Here is a 17,429-nt window from a genome sequence, read left to right as displayed (position 1 = left end):
GGATAATATTGATTTTAGAGAAATACTTAATATATCATTGATATAATCATTATTTTTTTTCGTAATTAGCTTTATATGTGTTTTTTATATTAAATTTCCTTACTAATACATAAGAGATTTTTAAAAACACAATTTAACACCATTATGAAGAAATTAATTATTTCAGGATTGGCATTTATTATGGTCTTTTTCACAAGTTGTGAAAGAGTTTCCAGCCAGGAAAATCAACAAGGTACCGCAGAAAACCGCATTGCGAATACAGCTATGCGAACTGAGAATCCATTAGGCATTCCTCTTCCGTCAGAAATCAGCAGTACAGAAACGGTATGCATTCTATTGAGACATGCAGAAAAAGAAAATTTTGGAACTGATCCTAATCTTACCAGTGCCGGGAAGTTGAGGGCAGATGAATTAAAACGCTTATTGGAAAATGTTCATATAGATAATATTTATACCACCCCATATAACCGCACCCGGCAAACAGCCAGCCCACTAGCAGTGAGCAAAGGAATTACGATTAAAGAATATACACCAGCTACTACCATTGCTGCTACTCAATTATTTATCAACAGCATTCTTGCCCAAAATCAGGGAAAAGTTGTAGTTATTGTTGGGCATTCAAATACAGTTCCTGATATGGTAAAAGTATTGAGTAATAACACATTGAATGTGACAATTAGTGAAACCCAGTTTGATAATATATTTATTACAAAAAACTCTGCTACAGCGGGATCCGTATTTGCAGTTCAAAAAAAATATGGTCAAAGCACACCCTGACCTATCAGAACATTATGGGTTTAAATAAAAATGCAGTCCTGAAAGAGGACTGCATGATAACAATATAATTTAATTTACTACTTCCAACCGCCACCAAGCGCTCTGTATAAATCTACAATGCTGCTTAATCTCTGTCTTTTAATGGAAGCCAGATTCAGCTCTGCCTGAAGTGAGTTGCCCTGTGCGGTAATTACTTCGAGATAATTGGCTGAACCTCCTCTATAAAGAAGCTGTGCACTTTTAATTCCGTCTTTTAATGTAGTAGACTGTTCCGTTGCTTTTTGTTCCTGGATTTTTAAATTTTCATTAGAAACCAGGGCATCAGAAACTTCACCCACGGCATTCAATACCGATTGGCGGAAGGCCAAAACATTTTTTTCTCTTTGAATTTTGGCTACTTCGAGATCCGTTTTCAGTTGCCTTTTCTGGAAAATAGGTTGGGTAATTCCTCCTAAAACAGATCCGAATAATGATGCCGGAATCTGAAACCAGTTATCAAATTTGAAGGAATTGACCCCTCCGTTAGCTGTAATCTTTAAGGCAGGATACATATTGGCCTGTGCAATTCCGACAAAAGCATTGGACTCCAGTAAAACAAGCTCCTGCTGGCGTACATCCGGTCTGCGGCTTACCATAGCTGCCGGAAGACCGGTAGTTATATTCTGTGGTAAAGATGTATCAACCATTTCAATCGTTCTGTTTATTTTACTAGGGATTTCTCCTACCAAAATACTTAGAGCATTTTCCTGAATAGCAATATTCTGTTCCAATTGAGAAATCAGCAGTTCTGTTGCCTGCTTCTGCGCTGCAGACTGTTGTACCCCTAAAGAAGTAGTATCACCGCTTTCCCACATTTTCTGGGTAATCAGCAATGTATTACTACTCAATTCCAGATTGGATTTTGCAATTACCAGTTGTTTATCAAGCATCAGCAGGTTATAATATCCCTGAGCAATAGCTGCTACAACCTGGGTCTGGATAGCTTTTGAGCCTTCATAAGTCTGCAGATACTGCATTCTTGAAACTTCCTGCTGGTTTTTGATCTTCCCCCAAATATCAGCTTCCCATGAAAGGTTGAATGCTGCATTATAATCCTCAACATGACTTTGTCCTAAAAATAAATTTAAGCTTTGCCCGTTCATGCTGTTTTTGGATGGTTTAGAAATCTGGCCGGACACTCCAAAACCCACATCAGGATATTGCATATATTTTGCCTGTTTCAATTTTTCCTGTGAAGCGGCAACCTGCTTTAATGCAATCTGAAGGTCATAATTATTTTTAATTCCTTTTTCAATCAACCCCTGTAAAATAGAGTCACTGAAAAATTCTTTCCATTCCAGGTTGGCAATGCTTGCCGTATCAGCAGTTGCTGTATACTGGAACTTTTCCGGAAGCGGAAGGTCCGGTTCTGTGTATGCCAGTTTGGACACACACGAAACAGAGCCTAAAGCCAGCGCAAACGTTAATATAATATTTTTTACTCTTTTCATTGTTTAATAGGCTTTTAAAGGATACAAAATTCTTAGGGACAGTTTATAGAGGTACAGCCTGTAGTTTAAAATAAGTAAAGTGTACCCTTTTGTTACGTTATTGTTTCTATATCCCTAAGATTTGTCAATAATTTTAATGAACAGCTGGTAAAGCCTGCTCTTGCTGTAGTTTTTTCTGAAGTCTTTTCTTTTTTCTGCTTGGCATTTTTTCATGCAGATATTGGAAGATCACATACATTACCGGGATAATGAAAATTCCGAAAATAACTCCTGTAAGCATTCCTCCTACAGTACTGTACCCGATGGAATGGTTTCCTTTTGCAGAAGCACCCTGTGTCCATACTAATGGAAGCATACCCACGATAAAGGCAAAAGAGGTCATTAAGATGGGTCTTAAACGTAATCTTGAAGCCTGAAGAGCCGATTCAATCAGTGATTTTCCTGCATTTCTTCTCTGAACCGCAAATTCTACAATCAGGATGGCATTTTTTGCCAAAAGCCCTACAAGCATGATGAGTCCTACCTGCACATAAATGTTATTATCAATTCCGGCCAATCCTGTGAAGGCAAATACCCCAAATACTCCTGTAGGAATGGTAAGGATAATGGCAAACGGAAGAATATAACTTTCATACTGAGCTGCCAGCAGGAAGTATACAAAGAGGATACTTAAAAGGAAGATAAATACAGTTTGTCCACCTGTTTTAATCTCTTCACGGGTAATTCCTGTCCATTCATAGCCATAGCCTCTGGGAAGGGATTTCTGTGCTACCTCTTCTACAGCCTTAATGGCATCACCGGTACTGTATCCAGGTTTTGGCGTTCCATTAATAGTTACGGCATTGAAAAGGTTATTTCTTGTTACGGTTTCAGGTCCAAAAGTTCTTTTTAAAGTAACCAGGGTCTTGGCAGGAACCATTTCTCCGGATTTATTTTTAACATAAATTCCTTCTAAAGAGTTAATATCCGTACGATAAGGAATATCTGCCTGAGCCATTACTCTGTAATATTTACCAAACCTGTTAAAATCCGAAACAAAGCTACTTCCATAATAAATCTGCATAGTCTGCATCAATTCAGTTATAGAAACACCAAGCTGATTGGCTTTGTCCGTGTCTACATCAATAGTATACTGTGGGTTTCCAGCGGCATATGTTGTAAATGCAAATGCAATTTCCGGACGTTTCATCAGTTCTCCGATGAATGCCTGTGTGGTGGTTCCCAATTGTTCAAAAGAACCGTTTGTCTTATCCTGAAGCATGAATTCAAAACCGGAAACGTTACCGAAACCTTGTACAGTAGGGAAGTTGAAGAAGAATGCGTTGGCATCTTTTACCTGGCTTACCTTTCCTGTCAACGTTGCGGCAATCTGGTCAGGATCTTTCATATCCCCACGTTTGTCATAATCTTTAAGCTTGATAAAACCTGCAGAATAAGGAGAAGCATTGGCATTACTGATGAAGTTCATCCCGTCTGCTACCCAAAGGTGATTGGTTGCTTTTTCGCCGTTAATGATTTTATCAATTTGTGCAGTTGCTCTGTGAGTTCTTTCCAGTGAGCTTCCCGGAGGTGTGTTCACGGCATATAATACGAATCCCTGATCTTCTGTCGGAATAAATCCTGAGGGTGCTTTTTTAATCAGGAAAATACTTACCGCTGTAATAAGGACAAGACCTCCTACAGCCACCCATTTATTTTTAATTAAAAACTTAAGACTGTAAATGTATTTTCTGGTCATATTGTTAAAGCTCACATTAAATGCATTGAAGAATCTCGCTCCAAAACCTTTTTTATGACCATGTTCACCATGCTCACCCTGAGGATCATTTAAGAACATGGCACATAAAGCAGGGCTCAATGTCAATGCATTTACTGCAGAAATCAGGATGGCAATTGCCAGAGTGAAAGCAAACTGTCTGTAGAAGACCCCTGCCGGGCCCTGCATAAATCCTACCGGAATAAATACAGCACACATCACCAATGTAATGGAAATAATAGCCCCGGAAATTTCACTCATAGAGTTCATGGTAGCTTGTTCCACGGGCATGCCTGTATGTTCCATTTTAGAATGGACGGCTTCCACTACTACAATGGCATCATCCACTACAATACCAATGGCCAGTACCAAAGCAAATAATGTAAGCATATTGATACTGAAACCGAACAGCTGCAGAAAGAAAAACGTCCCGATAATAGCAACCGGTACTGCAATAGCCGGTATAAGCGTAGATCTGAAATCCTGAAGGAAAATATACACCACAATAAATACCAGAATGAAAGCGATCACCAATGTCTCAACAACCTGATGAATAGAAGCGTCCAAAAAGTCCTTGGAGTTATACATGATAATTGGCTTTACCCCTTTTGGCAGGGTAGTATTCAATACATCAACCTGTTTTTCAATTTCTGTCAGGATCTCATTGGCATTAGAACCGGCAGTTTGTAAAATAGCAAATCCTGCAACCGGTTTTCCGTCTACTCTGTTTGTTGCAGTATAAGTATAAGAACCAAATTCTACTCTTGCAACATCTTTTAATCTTAGGAATGATCCGTCATTATTTGCTTTAATGGCAATACTTTCGTAATCTTCATTTTTGTTCAGCTTTCCTTTATATTTAAGGATATACTCGTAAGTTTCTTTACTTCCCTGCCCAAGACGGCCTGGGGCCGCTTCAAGGTTGTGGTCTTTGATTGCAGCGAGAACTTCCTGAGGAGAAAGATTATTGGCTGCCAGTCTATCCGGTTTCAGCCAGATTCTCATGGAATAATCTCTTGTTCCAAATACCTGAGCCTGTGCTACTCCCGGAATACGCTGTATTTGGGGAATGACATTGATCTTCAGGTAATTTTGTAAGAAAAGCTCGTCGTATTGTTTCGGATCATCACTGGTAAGTCCCATAAACATAATCATACTGTTTTGAACTTTCTGTGTTGAAATTCCGGCCTGTACTACTTCCTGAGGAAGCTGGCTCATTGCTTTTGATACACGGTTTTGTACGTTTACTGCTGCATTATCAGCATCAGCTCCCTGTTTGAAGAAAACGCTCAGTGTCATGGTTCCGTCGTTACTGGAATTGGAGGTCATATAAGTCATATTCTCAACTCCATTCACAGCTTCCTCAATGGGGGTAGCTACAGAACGAGCCACTACTTCGGCATTCGCTCCCGGATAAAAAGCCGTTACCTGAACACTTGGCGGAGCAATATCCGGAAAGAGGGCAATCGGTAAGTTAAAGAGAGACAAGGCTCCCAATAACAAAAGTATTATGGAGATGACCGTTGAAAGTACCGGTCTTTCTATAAATTGTTTTAACATAAGAAGTTTATTTTTTTAAGTCTTCTGTATTCGGAAAAGGACTATAAAGGTTTTGCTTTCAATAAGCTGTCAGACGAAATTGCTTTTGGCTTGATCGAAGCCCCATCCTTTAAGCTTCCTATTCCGGTGTAGACGATTTTGTCTCCGGAATGAAGACCTTCAGAGATGAAGTAATAGCTGTCTGTTTTTCCGGAAATCTTTATCGGTCTGCTTGTTACTTTCTGGTCTTTTCCTAAGATGTAGACATATGTTTTGTCCTGAATTTCAAAAGTAGATTCCTGTGGAATAACTACAGCATTGGATAATAGTTGAGGCATACGTACCCTTCCCGTATTTCCGGTTCTCAAAGATCCCTGTGCATTAGGGAAAACTGCCCGTACGCTGATAGCTCCGGTTGTTTTATCAAACTGCCCGTCTACAATACTTAGTTTTCCTTTTTGAGGATAGATACTGTTATCGGCGATTACCAGTTCTACCATTGGCATATTTTTCAGTTTCTCTTCTAAAGTAGCACCTGGATATTTATTTTGAAAAGCAATAAAATCAAGTTCACTTAAAGAGAAATAGGCATAAATTTCACTGATGTCTGATAATAAAGTCAATGGATTAGGATCTGTTCTGGAGATCAGGCTTCCTTTTTTATAAGGAAGCCTTCCAATATAACCGCTTACCGGTGCTGTAATAGTTGTAAATCCTACATTGATCCTTGCGCTTCCTACTGATGCTCTGGCCTGGGCTGCCGCTGCAACCGCAGCTTCATAGTTGGCTTTCGCTGTTTTAAGCTGTACATCAGACACTACTTTTGCAGCAACCAATGGCTGAAGTCTGTCAACTTCTACTTTTGCTTTCTGTATATTAGCATGGGCCACTTGGAGATTGGCTTGTGCCATATTCATCTGTTCACCATAGCTTCTGGAGTCTATTTTAAATAAAGGCTGTCCGGCTCTTACATAAGCTCCTTCTTCTACATAGATCCTATCAAGATATCCATCTACCTGAGATCTGATTTCTACATTGTTTTTTCCTTCTAAAGCAGTAGGAAGTTCCTGATAAGTGGTGGCAGGAGAGGTGATAACGGTATAAACCGGAAGTTCAGGTGCTGGCGGTGCGGCGTTAGATCCTTCGGCAGCCTTGGTGCAACTCTGTAAAAGAATTATACTTGAGATAAGTACAATAAACTTTGTTTTTCCAGGTATTTTCATTTTGAGTTTAATTTTTTTAATGAAGTGTTAGATTTAAGTAATATTCCTTGTAATAAATGCTGTTTTTTTTCCTAACAGTGTTAATAATTTGTTCAAAAAAAATTACATAATTTTTAATGTCCGATAAAGTTGAATGTTCCCATAATTGAATTTTTAAAATATATATAATGTATGAAGGTGTGAGGTGTAAGTGTGTTAATTTTGCTAACAGTGTTAATGTTTAAAGAAAAAATCCTTACTTTTACCGATTAAATTGTATAAGTTTTACATAATAATTTTAGTTTTTAATCAGGTTTGAATGAATTATTTATATTAATTCAGTGTTAAATTTCCTAACGGTGTTAATTTTTAGCTCAAAAAAAATCTATAAAGATCTGATAAAAGACGAAACAGTTTCATCTAAAGATGATTTATTCATAGTAGATGGGATATCTGCCGTACGCATCATCATAATGGAAATCATTCCGTGAACTGCTGAGAACAGGGCATGAGACATATGACATGCATTATCCGGATTGGATCCATTTTTCTTGATAATTTCATAGGTACATTCATAAATCATTTCCTGAAAAGATGAAAATTCTTTTTTCATCTGGCCTTTTCCACAGCACTGCATTCCCAAACCAAACATAAGCTGGTAGTATTCTTTATTTTTAAAAGCAAAATTCCAGTAGGCATCTACAATAGCCACAAGCTGATCCTCCGGACTGTCATGTTTCTTCTGAGCTTTTAATAATTCTATATGTAAATTGTGAAAGCCATCTAAAGAAATTTCAAATAGGATGGCCTCTTTATTTTCAAAATAATCGTAGACTACCGGTGCGCTGTATTCAATAGCATCTGCTATTTTACGCATGGATAGTGAAGCCCAGCCTTCAGTTTTCGCCAATGTGAAAGCAGCCTGCAAAATATTTGCACGGATGGATTCTTTTTCTCTTTGACGGCGTTCATGTAGGCCCATGATATTTATTTACTAACAGTGTTAGCAAAACTACAAACTTTTGAACATAACTTCCAAATGTTATTTTAATTTTAACATTTAATAGATATTGATAGAAGTAGCTCAAAGCTGTAAGAATGGGAGCTAGAGACCTCTTTTTGAATGTAATTTAAAAATCTTATAAAAAATAAGTAAAGTGAAAATCAATACAATTGATGATCAAGAGTTTTTAAGTGGCATAAAACTTCCATCCTCTATTAAATAAAAATAAAAATGTCTTATTCAGAACTCAGTTTATTAATAAAAGAAATTTTTATCTTTGTGAACAAAGAAATAAGGTATGAATACTCCCTCAAATATGTTGGCATTAGGAACCAAAGCTCCCTTTTTTGAACTTCCAAACCCATCAAAAACGAATGAAATACAGTCTTTAGAAGATCTGAAAGGCGAAAAAGGTACATTAGTGATCTTTATGTGTAACCATTGTCCATTTGTTCTTCATGTGATCGATAAAATCAACGAACTATATGAAGATTATAATGATAAAGGAATTGAATTCATTGCCATTAATGCGAATGATATTGAAAAATATCCTGCTGATTCTCCTGAAAAAATGATTGAGTTCCAAATCGAAAAGAATTTTGATTTTCCTTATTTATTTGACGAAAGCCAGGCAGTAGCGAAAGCTTATGAAGCGGCATGTACACCGGATTTTTATTTCTTTGATGATAAATTGGACCTTGTCTACAGAGGTCAGATGGATGATTCAAGACCTGGGAATAATAAAGATGTAACCGGAGAAGATTTAATTATTGCTTTTGAAAATCTTTTGGCGGGTGAAGCACAGGAAGAAATTCAGAGACCAAGCATGGGATGTAATATTAAATGGAAATAAATAGGTTATTGGCTTTTAATTGCCATTTCTTATGTATCATGATATAAAGGCTGTTCTTTTTAAGGACAGCTTTTTTATTTTCTCTTAGATATCTCGGTGTATTGTGCTGCTATTATTTCACTCACAGATTTAACGGGTGCACAATGATAGTAACGTAATTATATCACCCTATAACGCAAGCAACAGTTCAATCTGCGAGAATTTTTATGCTTGGATTCCTGCGGAATGACAAAGTATGTGGATAAACTAAGCGCAATATTTGTCATCCTATGTTTGTAAAATATTAATTTTATTATACATTCACCTTATTTGAGAATAGTTCTTAATAAACTCTGAAGGTGTTTTTCCTGTGTATTTTTTAAACATCCTGTTGAAGTAGGTCACATTATTAAAACCACAGCTATAGCTGCATTCTGAAATGGTTTTATCCTGAGCCATCAAAAGACAGGCTTTATTAATCCGGTATCGGTTTACAAATTCTGTAAAAGTGATCTGAGTTGCTTTTTTAAAGAAATTGCAAAAGGCCGGTAAAGTAAGGTTCGCCAGTTTTGCTACTTCTTCAATATTAATTTCTTTATCATAATGATGCTCTACATAGGTGAAAATATTTTCCAGTCGGGTTTTATTCTTTGAAATGATGGTGTAAGGCATGATTTCCTTATTTAAAAGCTCATAGTCTTTACATGTAGAGAGTTCGAAAAGAATATCAAGAAGTATTAAATATCTTTTGTAACCATCAGACTCAAGCATGAGTTTAAGTTTTGGAAGCACTGCTTTTTTTACTTTGTGATGAAAGTGAATGCCATATTTCGAAAGTTCCAGTAAGTTTTTAATAGATCTGGCTTCTACTTCCTGTTCAGGGAACTGAAGAACTTCTTCTTTAAACTGAAGTACAATTTCTTCATGGGGATCAATGGAATTTAAACCAAATCCGGAATGGGGAATATTGGATCCGATAAGAACGAGATCTCCATGGGTATAATTACTTTTATGATAACCCACATGGCGGGTTCCGTTCCCGGAAATTACACAGACCAGCTCAATTTCGGGATGATAATGATATTCCCATTTGAATTCCGAAATAGGGGAATTATTATGAATAGTACGGAACGAGCTTTTCTCATTGGGAATGACTCTTTCAAAAGTAACTTTCATTTAATTAATCATATTTAATCATTAAAAATACTAATTATATTAATATTGTTCAAATATTGATTTACTGTGTTAAATTATCGTTAACACAAATGCTTCTATCTTAGCCGACAAGAAATGATCTGAATGAAAAATTTCAATATAAAGGCTGTATTATTTTTAAATTATTTTGTTTTCGCAATTCTTTTGAATTCTGTGGGAACAGTTATTCTCCAGGTTCAGCAGAATTTTGGAATTTCAAAATCGTCTGCCAGTATCCTGGAAGGGTTTAAAGATCTTCCGATTGCCATTTGTTCATTTATCCTGGCTTCATTTCTTCCGAAAATAGGGATCAAAAACTCAATGCTGGCTGCTTTATTTATGGTGAGTTGCATGTGTTTTGTAATGCCTTTTGCCAGTGGTTTTTGGATCTTTAAAGTATTATTTGCCATTGTAGGGATTTCTTTTGCCCTTATTAAAATATCAGTTTTTACGTCTATTGGACTGGTTACAGAAACCGATAAGGAACATTCCAGTTTTATGGGATTTCTGGAAGGCTTTTTTATGATTGGAGTACTGGCAGGAAATCTTCTGTTCAGTTTATATATTGATGATCATAATCCTAAATCTACCCGTTGGCTTAATGTGTACTGGGTTTTAGGAGCGCTTTCTACACTTTCATTTTTGTTTTTATTCTTTTCAAAACTGAACGAGAAGGAGACAAAAAGTGAGAAAACAGATCTGATAGGCGACTTAAAAAACAGTGCAAGTTTATTCAGTTATAAAAAAGTATTGTTCTTTTTACTATGTGCCTTCCTTTTTGTGTTGGTAGAACAGAGTTTTCAGACATGGACACCTACTTTTTATAAAGAGATCTTAAAGGTGCCAACTTCAATGAGCATTCAGGCGGGAGCTGTTTTAGCCGGGGCTTTTGCTTTGGGAAGGTTTTTATCAGGTTTCTTCTCGAAAAAGTTCAGCTGGATTTATGTTGTTTCATTTTGCGTAATTGGCTTTGCCGTAAGTTTACTTTTGGTATTGCCATTAACCCATCATATTCATATTGGTACCGATACTAATTGGCTGAATGCACCTCTTGTGGTGTATCTGTTCCCGTTAATGGGTGGTTTGCTGGCTCCTATTTATCCCAGTATTAATTCTGTAATTCTGGCTTCCATACCGAAATACTTACACAGTGCCATGTCCGGACTTATTGTTGTGTTTTCAGCAATCGGAGGAACTATAGGCTCAATTATTACTGGTTTTGTGTTTCAGGAATTTAGTGGGCAGCAGGCATTTTACCTTTCATTAATTCCGCTTTCACTCCTGATCACGTCAGCCATTTTCATGAATAAATTAAAAATAAATCCTAAAAAATAAAATGAGTAATCAACTTTACATCAAGGAAATTCAGACTCTTTTTGATGAGGTACAGAAGGCTAAGATTTTTGAAGATCAAAAAATGATGACCGATGCGGTTCCATTATTTCTGATCAATGAAATCAATAAAAAGTATGAAGAGGCAAAAAAAGCTGAAGATTTTATACTGAAAGATTTTGTGATGGCCCATTTTGATTTTCTAGGGGCAAAAATTTCTGTTCAGAGAGAACATCATCTTCCTATTGAAGAGCATATTGAAAAATTATGGGACGAACTGACCCGTACGGCCTATGAAGAAAAAGGAACCCTCTTGAAATTACCAAAACCTTATATTGTTCCTGGAGGGCGATTTAATGAGTTTTTCTATTGGGACAGCTATTTTATTATGCTTGGATTGCAGGTTTCCGGGAGAGTGGAAATGATGAAGAATATTGTGGAAAACTGTGCTTATCTGATCCAGCATGTAGGGTTTGTTCCGAATGCAAGCAGAACTCATTTCTTAAGCCGTTCCCAGCCTCCATATTTTTCGCTGATGCTGGATCTGCTTTTTGAAACTACCGGGAATAATGAAATTTATATACAATATCATACTACTTTAGAAAGGGAATATGCTTTCTGGATGAATGGTGAAGAAGAGCTGAAGAGTGGTTCTTGCATCAAAAGAGTAGTGAAAACGAAGGATGGTGATATTTTAAACCGTTATTATGATGCGGAAAATACCCCACGTCCTGAAAGTTACCTGATCGATATTGAGGATCATGAAAATGCTTCCGGGGATGAATTTTACAGAAATATAAGAAGCGCCTGTGAATCCGGCTGGGATTTTTCCAGCAGATGGTTTGCAGACGGAGAACATATACAGACGATAGAAACGCTGAACCTTGCTCAGGTAGATCTGAATTGCCTCTTATGGCATTTGGAAACCACACTGGCAAAATCTTCAGCACTTCAGAATCTAACTGAAAAGGAAAATTATTTTACTGAAAGAGCAGCAACGCGAAGACAGATGATCAATAAATACTTCTGGGATGAAAAAGCGAAGACGTATAAGGATTATCATACTAAAAAAAACACAAAAACACCGTCTGAGCATATTGCTGCTCTTTACCCTTTATTTCTGGGATTGGCAGATGGGGAACAGGCGAAAGGAGTTGCCAGAATTATTGCTGAAAAATTCCTGTATCAGGGAGGGTTGGTTACCACAACAAAAAAATCGGGACAGCAATGGGATTTACCCAATGCATGGGCTCCTTATCAGTGGCTGGGTTTTCAAGCTATGAAGAATTATGGGTGTAATGAGCTGGCTGAAAAAATAAAAAATAACTGGTGTTCGAATGTAGAAAGAGTCTACAACAATACCGGAAAACTTATGGAAAAATACAATGCATTAGATACAGAAACAATTGCAGGTGGAGGGGAATACCCCAATCAGGATGGATTCGGTTGGACGAATGGAGTGTATTTAAAATTACAACAAAACTGAAACTAACAACAAAAAAATAGGGCTATGAAAAATAAATCAATCTTTTTAATTGCCGCCACAGCTACATTGTACTTCAATAATGTGTATGCTCAGGAAACACCGCAGGACTCCGCGAAAGTCTCTTCCATCGACCAGATCGTTATTACCGGAAATTCTAATCCAAAGAAAAAAATAGAATCCAGTACCGCGATTTCTACTTTCAGTGCTAAGGAAATTCAAAAACAGAATCCTATCAGTGCTGCTGCTTTGCTGCAAAGAGTTCCCGGGTTTGCAGTAGAAACCTCCGGTGGTGAGGTAGGCAATAACCTTTTTGCAAGAGGAATTCCTTCTGCGGGAGCTTATGAATTTGTGCAGGTACAGGAGGATGGTCTTCCGGTTTTTGAAGATGGGGCGCTTCAATTTGCCAATGCTGATAATTTTTTCCGTGTAGATAATACTGTAGGACGCCTGGAAGCTTTAAGAGGAGGATCAGGTTCTATCTATGCCAATAATTCTCCCGGTGGACTGATCAACTTTATTACTAAAGAAGGAACCAACGATTTTAAAGGAACAGCGAAAATTGAAACCAGTACTTACGGATTAATGCGTACAGACCTCAATGTGGGAGGAGCATTGGTAAAAGATCAATTGTTCTTCAACATAGGAGGTTTCTACAGAACGGATGACGGAATCAGAAAAACCGGTTTCAAAGCCAATAATGGAGGCCAGATCAGGATGAATCTGAAATATGTCTTTGATAAAGGATATGTGAAAGTATATTATAAAAAACTGGACGACAGAAATACATTTTATCTCCCAATTCCTCTGATTCAGGACGGGAATACCTTAAAAGAATTTCCGGGCTTTGATCCTAACTACGGAACCTATAGCTACAGGGCAATCAGTCAGTTGAATATCCCTCAGGCCGGAGGAGGATTTTTTAATAGAAATCTGGAAGATGGAATTCACCCGAAAGTGGATGTAGTAGGGGCAGAATTTAAATATGATCTGGGAAATAATTTCAGTGTTTTAAATAAGACGAGATATACCAATATCAATATGAATTATACGGGTATGTTCCCTGCAGGAGCTCCGAAATTGGCTTCTAATTTTGCTAAGGACGATCCAAAAGATGGTGGTTTAGGAATGAGTAATTATCAATATTCTCTTGTAAGTAACGGAACTGCTGTAAATCCTCAATATGTCCAAAAACTAGGTTTCTGGACCATCGACAAGCAGATGAATAATTTTGTGAATGACTTACAGCTTAATTATAAATTTGACAAAGGAAATGTAACAGCAGGGTTTTATAAGTCGAGCTGGAAGTCTCATCAATATTGGAACTGGAGTAATATTTTGACTACGGCTACAGATAGACCTCAATTGTTGAACCTGGTAAACCCTTCACTTAATCCGTCTGATGTAGGATACTCCAAGACATATAACGGCGTAATGGACATGTCTTTCTTAATTAGAGATTCTCAAATTCAGGGAAGTTTAAACGATCTCTATCTGAACCTGGATTATAATATTACGGATGAATGGAGTTTCAATGGAGGAATGCGTTACAGCCGCGATTTTTATAAAGGATATGGGGTAAATACAACCACTGCGAACCTAAATAATTCTGGTTTGACGGTAGATGGCACCAATGGTTTTAATACTACGACGGCAGATGATAATATGGCAGTACTGGGTAATAAATATACCTATTGGTACTACGATGTTAATAAGGTTTCTTATACATTGGCCTCCAATTATAAGATCAATAGAGAAAATGCTGTATATGCCCGTTTTTCCAGTGGTTTCAGATCTCCAAATGAGGAAGCTTATTATAATAATATGTCAGACCTGAGCCAGATTAAACCTGTGCAGACCAATCAGTTGGAAGTGGGATACAAATACTATTCGCGTACCTTTGATATTGCAGTGATTCCTTTTTATTCAACTCTTAAAAACCTTTCGTTTACAGATGTGTTCTCCGACGGAACTTCTGAAAATAAATTTGCTAATACAACCAATTTTGGAGTAGAAATTGAAGGGTATACAAGATTATTCAATAATATTCTTGAGGTGACATTTAATGGAACAATTCAAAATCCGAAATATAAAGATTTTACAGGAAGAAATAATGATGGATCTACCTTTGACTATGATGGTAATTTGGTAAGAAGAATTCCTAAGTTCTATTTCAATATTTCTCCAGCAGTCAATATTACGAAAGAATGGAGGACCTATGTTAGTATGAATTATTATGGTAAGCGTTATCAGAATGAGGGAAATACAGATGATAATATTCTGCCGTCATTTACAGAATTTGGCGCAGGAATGTCTTATCAGTTAGGGAAAATCCGTTTTGCAGTAGATGGAACTAATATCTTTAATACCATTGGAATTACAGAAGGAGATCCGCGATCTCAAACAGTTACCGGTACCAATATAAGAATGGCCAGACCTATTATGGGAGCTGCAGCCAGAGCATCCGTTACTTTAGATTTTTAAACTCTATTTCTTTATAACGTGAAACCGTCAGGATTTTCCTGGCGGTTTCTTTTTTTATAAGCTCTCACAAACGGGCAGATGTTTGTACCCGCTGACCCGAATACCGTACCCGTCTACTTAAAAAATGGATTATACTGCTTTTCAAAACCGATTGAAGTAGGATTTCCATGTCCGGAAAATACCTGAGTGTCACTGTCCAGCACGAAAAGTTTCTTGGTGATACCTTCAATCAGCTGTTCATAATTTCCTTTATATAAATCTGTTCTTCCAATGCTGCCTTCAAAAAGTACATCACCTGAAATCATGAACTTCTGATTTTCATTGTGGTAGACTACACTTCCAGGAGAATGCCCAGGAACATGGTAGATCTTAAACTTTTCTCCATCAAGATCCAGCTCGTCACCTTCTTTTACATAGTTTACCTCTACTTTTACAGGATCTATAGTCATTCCAAATCTTAGTCCGCTAGCCTGAAGCATATCCAGTACTTCCTGGTCTTCCTGATGCATATGGACAGGTACTTTAAATGTGTCAGAAGCCCACTGAAGCCCCAAAACATGATCAATGTGAGCATGAGTCAGAAGGATTTTCTGAATTTGTAAGCCATTTTCTGTGATGAATTTTTCAATGGCCTGAGTTTCCTGTCCGTTCATATTTCCCGGATCAATAAGCCAGGCGTTTTTATTTTCGTTGTAGACAATATATGTATTTTCGCTCGCAAAATTGAAAACGAAACCCTGAATCTGAAGCATATCCGAATATTTTTATTTCAAAAATACGATATTATTAAGAAAATGCCGATTTTTCGTTATCTTCGTCATAATGAAAACTTTGCGAATACTTTTACTCTCTTTGGGCGGATTGGTGTATGGACAAAATATCCAGAGTATCCAATTATTCAACCCACAAACGAATGACGAAACTCCTGTCATTAAATTTAATTCAGATGAAAAACTGGTGTTAACTTTTGATGACCTTACCAATACCAGTGAAATTTATCGATACACGATTAAACATTACGATAGAAACTGGAATGACGATAACCTGTTTTTTACAGAGTTTGCCACAGGAAGCATGAATGGCCTTCTTGATCAGTTCCAGTATTCTTTTAATACATTACAAGCTTATACTCACTATAAACTGACTTTTCCCAATGATAAAATACAAGCGAAAATTTCAGGGAACTTTGAGCTGATTGTTTATAAAGACTCTGCAGATAAACCACTTTTCAGAAGACGCTTTTACCTGGTAGAAGATGCCGCTTCATTAGCTCTCAATATTTCAAGGATAGCAGATGCCAAAAAACCTAATATCAACCAAAGAGTAGAGGTAAAAGCAGTGCCCAACGGCGGTGATCTTTCTTCTAATGTTAATTCTATGACACTGAATGTGATGCAGAATAACAACCCGAATATGACCATTTCGAATTTGAAAGCAAGTACTGTTTTAGGAAATCAGTTGCTTTTTCAGCAGATGAACCTCAGTTTTCCGGGAGATAATGAATTTTATTATTTCGATAATAAAAATATGAATACCCCTGCGGATATGGTTCGTACTGTAGAAATAAAAGACGGTGTAAACCAGACGTATTTGCATCCGGTTTGGGCTTTCCCTTTAAATTATCAATATCAGCCCGACGTAAACGGAGCGTGGTATTACAGAAGAAATGACTTAGGAAGAGAAAGAGATGCTGAAAGAGAAGCAGATTATTCATGGGTATACTTTTATTTGGATTCGGATCCTGTAGATAAAGACATTTATATTCTTGGAGGATTTAACGGATATAAGCCGGGCAAAGAAAATCAGATGCAGTATGATGCTGCCAGTAAACAATATGTAGCTAAAATTTTTCTGAAGCAAGGATTTTATAACTATGTTCTGGCAACTAAAGAAAGTGACGGATCTTTAAATTTTGGAGAAATAAACGGAAATTTCTGGCAAACAGAAAACCTATATCAGGCATTTTTATATTATGCTCCATTCGGAAGAAACTATGACGGCCTGATGGGATATGGAGAATTTAGGACTCCAATTGGAAATAAACGGTAAAGAATTCTTTGCTTTTTGAGAAATAAAAATAATATCCAGTATATTTAAAAAAATAGGCTGTCTCCGACGAGATAGCCTATTTTTTTGTGAAGCCTTATGAATGCTGGTTTTTAAGAAACTAATCGGATTATTTGAATGATAAAATGCAATGCAATGCATGGTTAAAATTTTAATTCACAAAAATTTAATTTGTATTAATATTATCAATTTAAATCTTTTTTAATAATAAAATTATATTTAATTAGTGACTTTCCTTATAAAATCATCATTGTGTTTTGTTTATTTATT

Annotated in this window: 12 protein-coding genes; 6 read left to right on the top strand and 6 right to left on the bottom strand. The window is 36.8% G+C overall.

The genetic code is table 11. The annotated features are described in order from the left end of the window. Positions 1-144: 144 nt before the first annotated feature. Positions 145-777: a phosphoglycerate mutase family protein gene (locus LQV47_RS21665; RefSeq protein WP_230041205.1), complete on the top strand. Its 633-nt coding sequence runs from the start codon at positions 145-147 to the stop codon at positions 775-777. A gap of 77 nt (positions 778-854) precedes the next feature. Here LQV47_RS21665 and LQV47_RS21660 read toward each other — a convergent pair whose 3' ends face one another. From LQV47_RS21660 to LQV47_RS21645, 4 genes are all read right to left on the bottom strand, one after another. Then, positions 855-2,267: an efflux transporter outer membrane subunit gene (locus LQV47_RS21660; protein ID WP_230041204.1), complete on the bottom strand. Its 1,413-nt coding sequence runs from the start codon at positions 2,265-2,267 to the stop codon at positions 855-857. Between the two features lie 133 nt (positions 2,268-2,400). Further along, positions 2,401-5,583: an efflux RND transporter permease subunit gene (locus tag LQV47_RS21655; RefSeq protein ID WP_230041203.1), complete on the bottom strand. Its 3,183-nt coding sequence runs from the start codon at positions 5,581-5,583 to the stop codon at positions 2,401-2,403. A 41-nt stretch (positions 5,584-5,624) separates the two neighbouring features. After that, positions 5,625-6,785, bottom strand: coding sequence for an efflux RND transporter periplasmic adaptor subunit (locus LQV47_RS21650; protein ID WP_230041202.1), 1,161 nt, complete (start codon positions 6,783-6,785; stop codon positions 5,625-5,627). A 364-nt stretch (positions 6,786-7,149) separates the two neighbouring features. Then, positions 7,150-7,746, bottom strand: a complete 597-nt coding sequence (locus LQV47_RS21645; RefSeq protein WP_230041201.1) for a TetR/AcrR family transcriptional regulator — start codon at positions 7,744-7,746, stop codon at positions 7,150-7,152. Between the two features lie 319 nt (positions 7,747-8,065). On the opposite strand from LQV47_RS21645, the gene LQV47_RS21640 reads away from it, so the two are divergent. After that, on the top strand, positions 8,066-8,620 hold the full coding sequence (locus tag LQV47_RS21640; protein ID WP_230041200.1) for a thioredoxin family protein: 555 nt from the start codon (positions 8,066-8,068) through the stop codon (positions 8,618-8,620). Positions 8,621-8,920: 300 nt separating this feature from the next. On the opposite strand, the gene LQV47_RS21635 is transcribed toward LQV47_RS21640, so the two are convergent. Continuing rightward, positions 8,921-9,775, bottom strand: coding sequence for an AraC family transcriptional regulator (locus LQV47_RS21635; RefSeq protein WP_230041199.1), 855 nt, complete (start codon positions 9,773-9,775; stop codon positions 8,921-8,923). Between the two features lie 123 nt (positions 9,776-9,898). Between LQV47_RS21635 and LQV47_RS21630 the strand changes: the two genes are divergently transcribed. From LQV47_RS21630 to LQV47_RS21620, 3 genes are read left to right on the top strand one after another with little or no spacing between them, the layout of a single operon-like run. Further along, positions 9,899-11,128: an MFS transporter gene (locus LQV47_RS21630; protein WP_230041198.1), complete on the top strand. Its 1,230-nt coding sequence runs from the start codon at positions 9,899-9,901 to the stop codon at positions 11,126-11,128. A 1-nt stretch (position 11,129) separates the two neighbouring features. Beyond that, positions 11,130-12,611 carry a trehalase family glycosidase gene (locus tag LQV47_RS21625; RefSeq protein ID WP_230041197.1) on the top strand — a complete coding sequence of 494 codons (1,482 nt, stop codon included), beginning with the start codon at positions 11,130-11,132 and terminating at the stop codon, positions 12,609-12,611. A 24-nt stretch (positions 12,612-12,635) separates the two neighbouring features. Further along, positions 12,636-15,092, top strand: coding sequence for a TonB-dependent receptor (locus LQV47_RS21620; RefSeq protein WP_230041196.1), 2,457 nt, complete (start codon positions 12,636-12,638; stop codon positions 15,090-15,092). A gap of 113 nt (positions 15,093-15,205) precedes the next feature. On the opposite strand, the gene LQV47_RS21615 is transcribed toward LQV47_RS21620, so the two are convergent. After that, positions 15,206-15,844 carry an MBL fold metallo-hydrolase gene (locus LQV47_RS21615; protein WP_230041195.1) on the bottom strand — a complete coding sequence of 213 codons (639 nt, stop codon included), beginning with the start codon at positions 15,842-15,844 and terminating at the stop codon, positions 15,206-15,208. A 70-nt stretch (positions 15,845-15,914) separates the two neighbouring features. Between LQV47_RS21615 and LQV47_RS21610 the strand changes: the two genes are divergently transcribed. Then, on the top strand, positions 15,915-17,141 hold the full coding sequence (locus LQV47_RS21610) for a type IX secretion system plug protein domain-containing protein (protein ID WP_230041194.1): 1,227 nt from the start codon (positions 15,915-15,917) through the stop codon (positions 17,139-17,141). The last annotated feature ends 288 nt before the right edge of the window (positions 17,142-17,429 follow it).

The organism is Chryseobacterium sp. Bi04, from assembly GCF_918698085.1.
In the GTDB taxonomy this organism is placed as follows: domain Bacteria; phylum Bacteroidota; class Bacteroidia; order Flavobacteriales; family Weeksellaceae; genus Chryseobacterium.
The sequence above is the reverse complement of the archived record's forward strand: the minus strand, read 5'-3'. Positions and strand labels throughout refer to the sequence as shown.

Coding starts and splice junctions, on each gene's coding strand:
- LQV47_RS21665 (WP_230041205.1), top strand. CDS start 145: ATGAAGAAATTAATTATTTCAGGATTGGCATTTATTATGGTCTTTTTC.
- LQV47_RS21610 (WP_230041194.1), top strand. CDS start 15,915: ATGAAAACTTTGCGAATACTTTTACTCTCTTTGGGCGGATTGGTGTAT.
- LQV47_RS21635 (WP_230041199.1), bottom strand. CDS start 9,775: ATGAAAGTTACTTTTGAAAGAGTCATTCCCAATGAGAAAAGCTCGTTC.
- LQV47_RS21650 (WP_230041202.1), bottom strand. CDS start 6,785: ATGAAAATACCTGGAAAAACAAAGTTTATTGTACTTATCTCAAGTATA.
- LQV47_RS21655 (WP_230041203.1), bottom strand. CDS start 5,583: ATGTTAAAACAATTTATAGAAAGACCGGTACTTTCAACGGTCATCTCC.
- LQV47_RS21625 (WP_230041197.1), top strand. CDS start 11,130: ATGAGTAATCAACTTTACATCAAGGAAATTCAGACTCTTTTTGATGAG.
- LQV47_RS21630 (WP_230041198.1), top strand. CDS start 9,899: ATGAAAAATTTCAATATAAAGGCTGTATTATTTTTAAATTATTTTGTT.
- LQV47_RS21660 (WP_230041204.1), bottom strand. CDS start 2,267: ATGAAAAGAGTAAAAAATATTATATTAACGTTTGCGCTGGCTTTAGGC.
- LQV47_RS21645 (WP_230041201.1), bottom strand. CDS start 7,746: ATGGGCCTACATGAACGCCGTCAAAGAGAAAAAGAATCCATCCGTGCA.
- LQV47_RS21620 (WP_230041196.1), top strand. CDS start 12,636: ATGAAAAATAAATCAATCTTTTTAATTGCCGCCACAGCTACATTGTAC.
- LQV47_RS21615 (WP_230041195.1), bottom strand. CDS start 15,844: ATGCTTCAGATTCAGGGTTTCGTTTTCAATTTTGCGAGCGAAAATACA.
- LQV47_RS21640 (WP_230041200.1), top strand. CDS start 8,066: ATGAATACTCCCTCAAATATGTTGGCATTAGGAACCAAAGCTCCCTTT.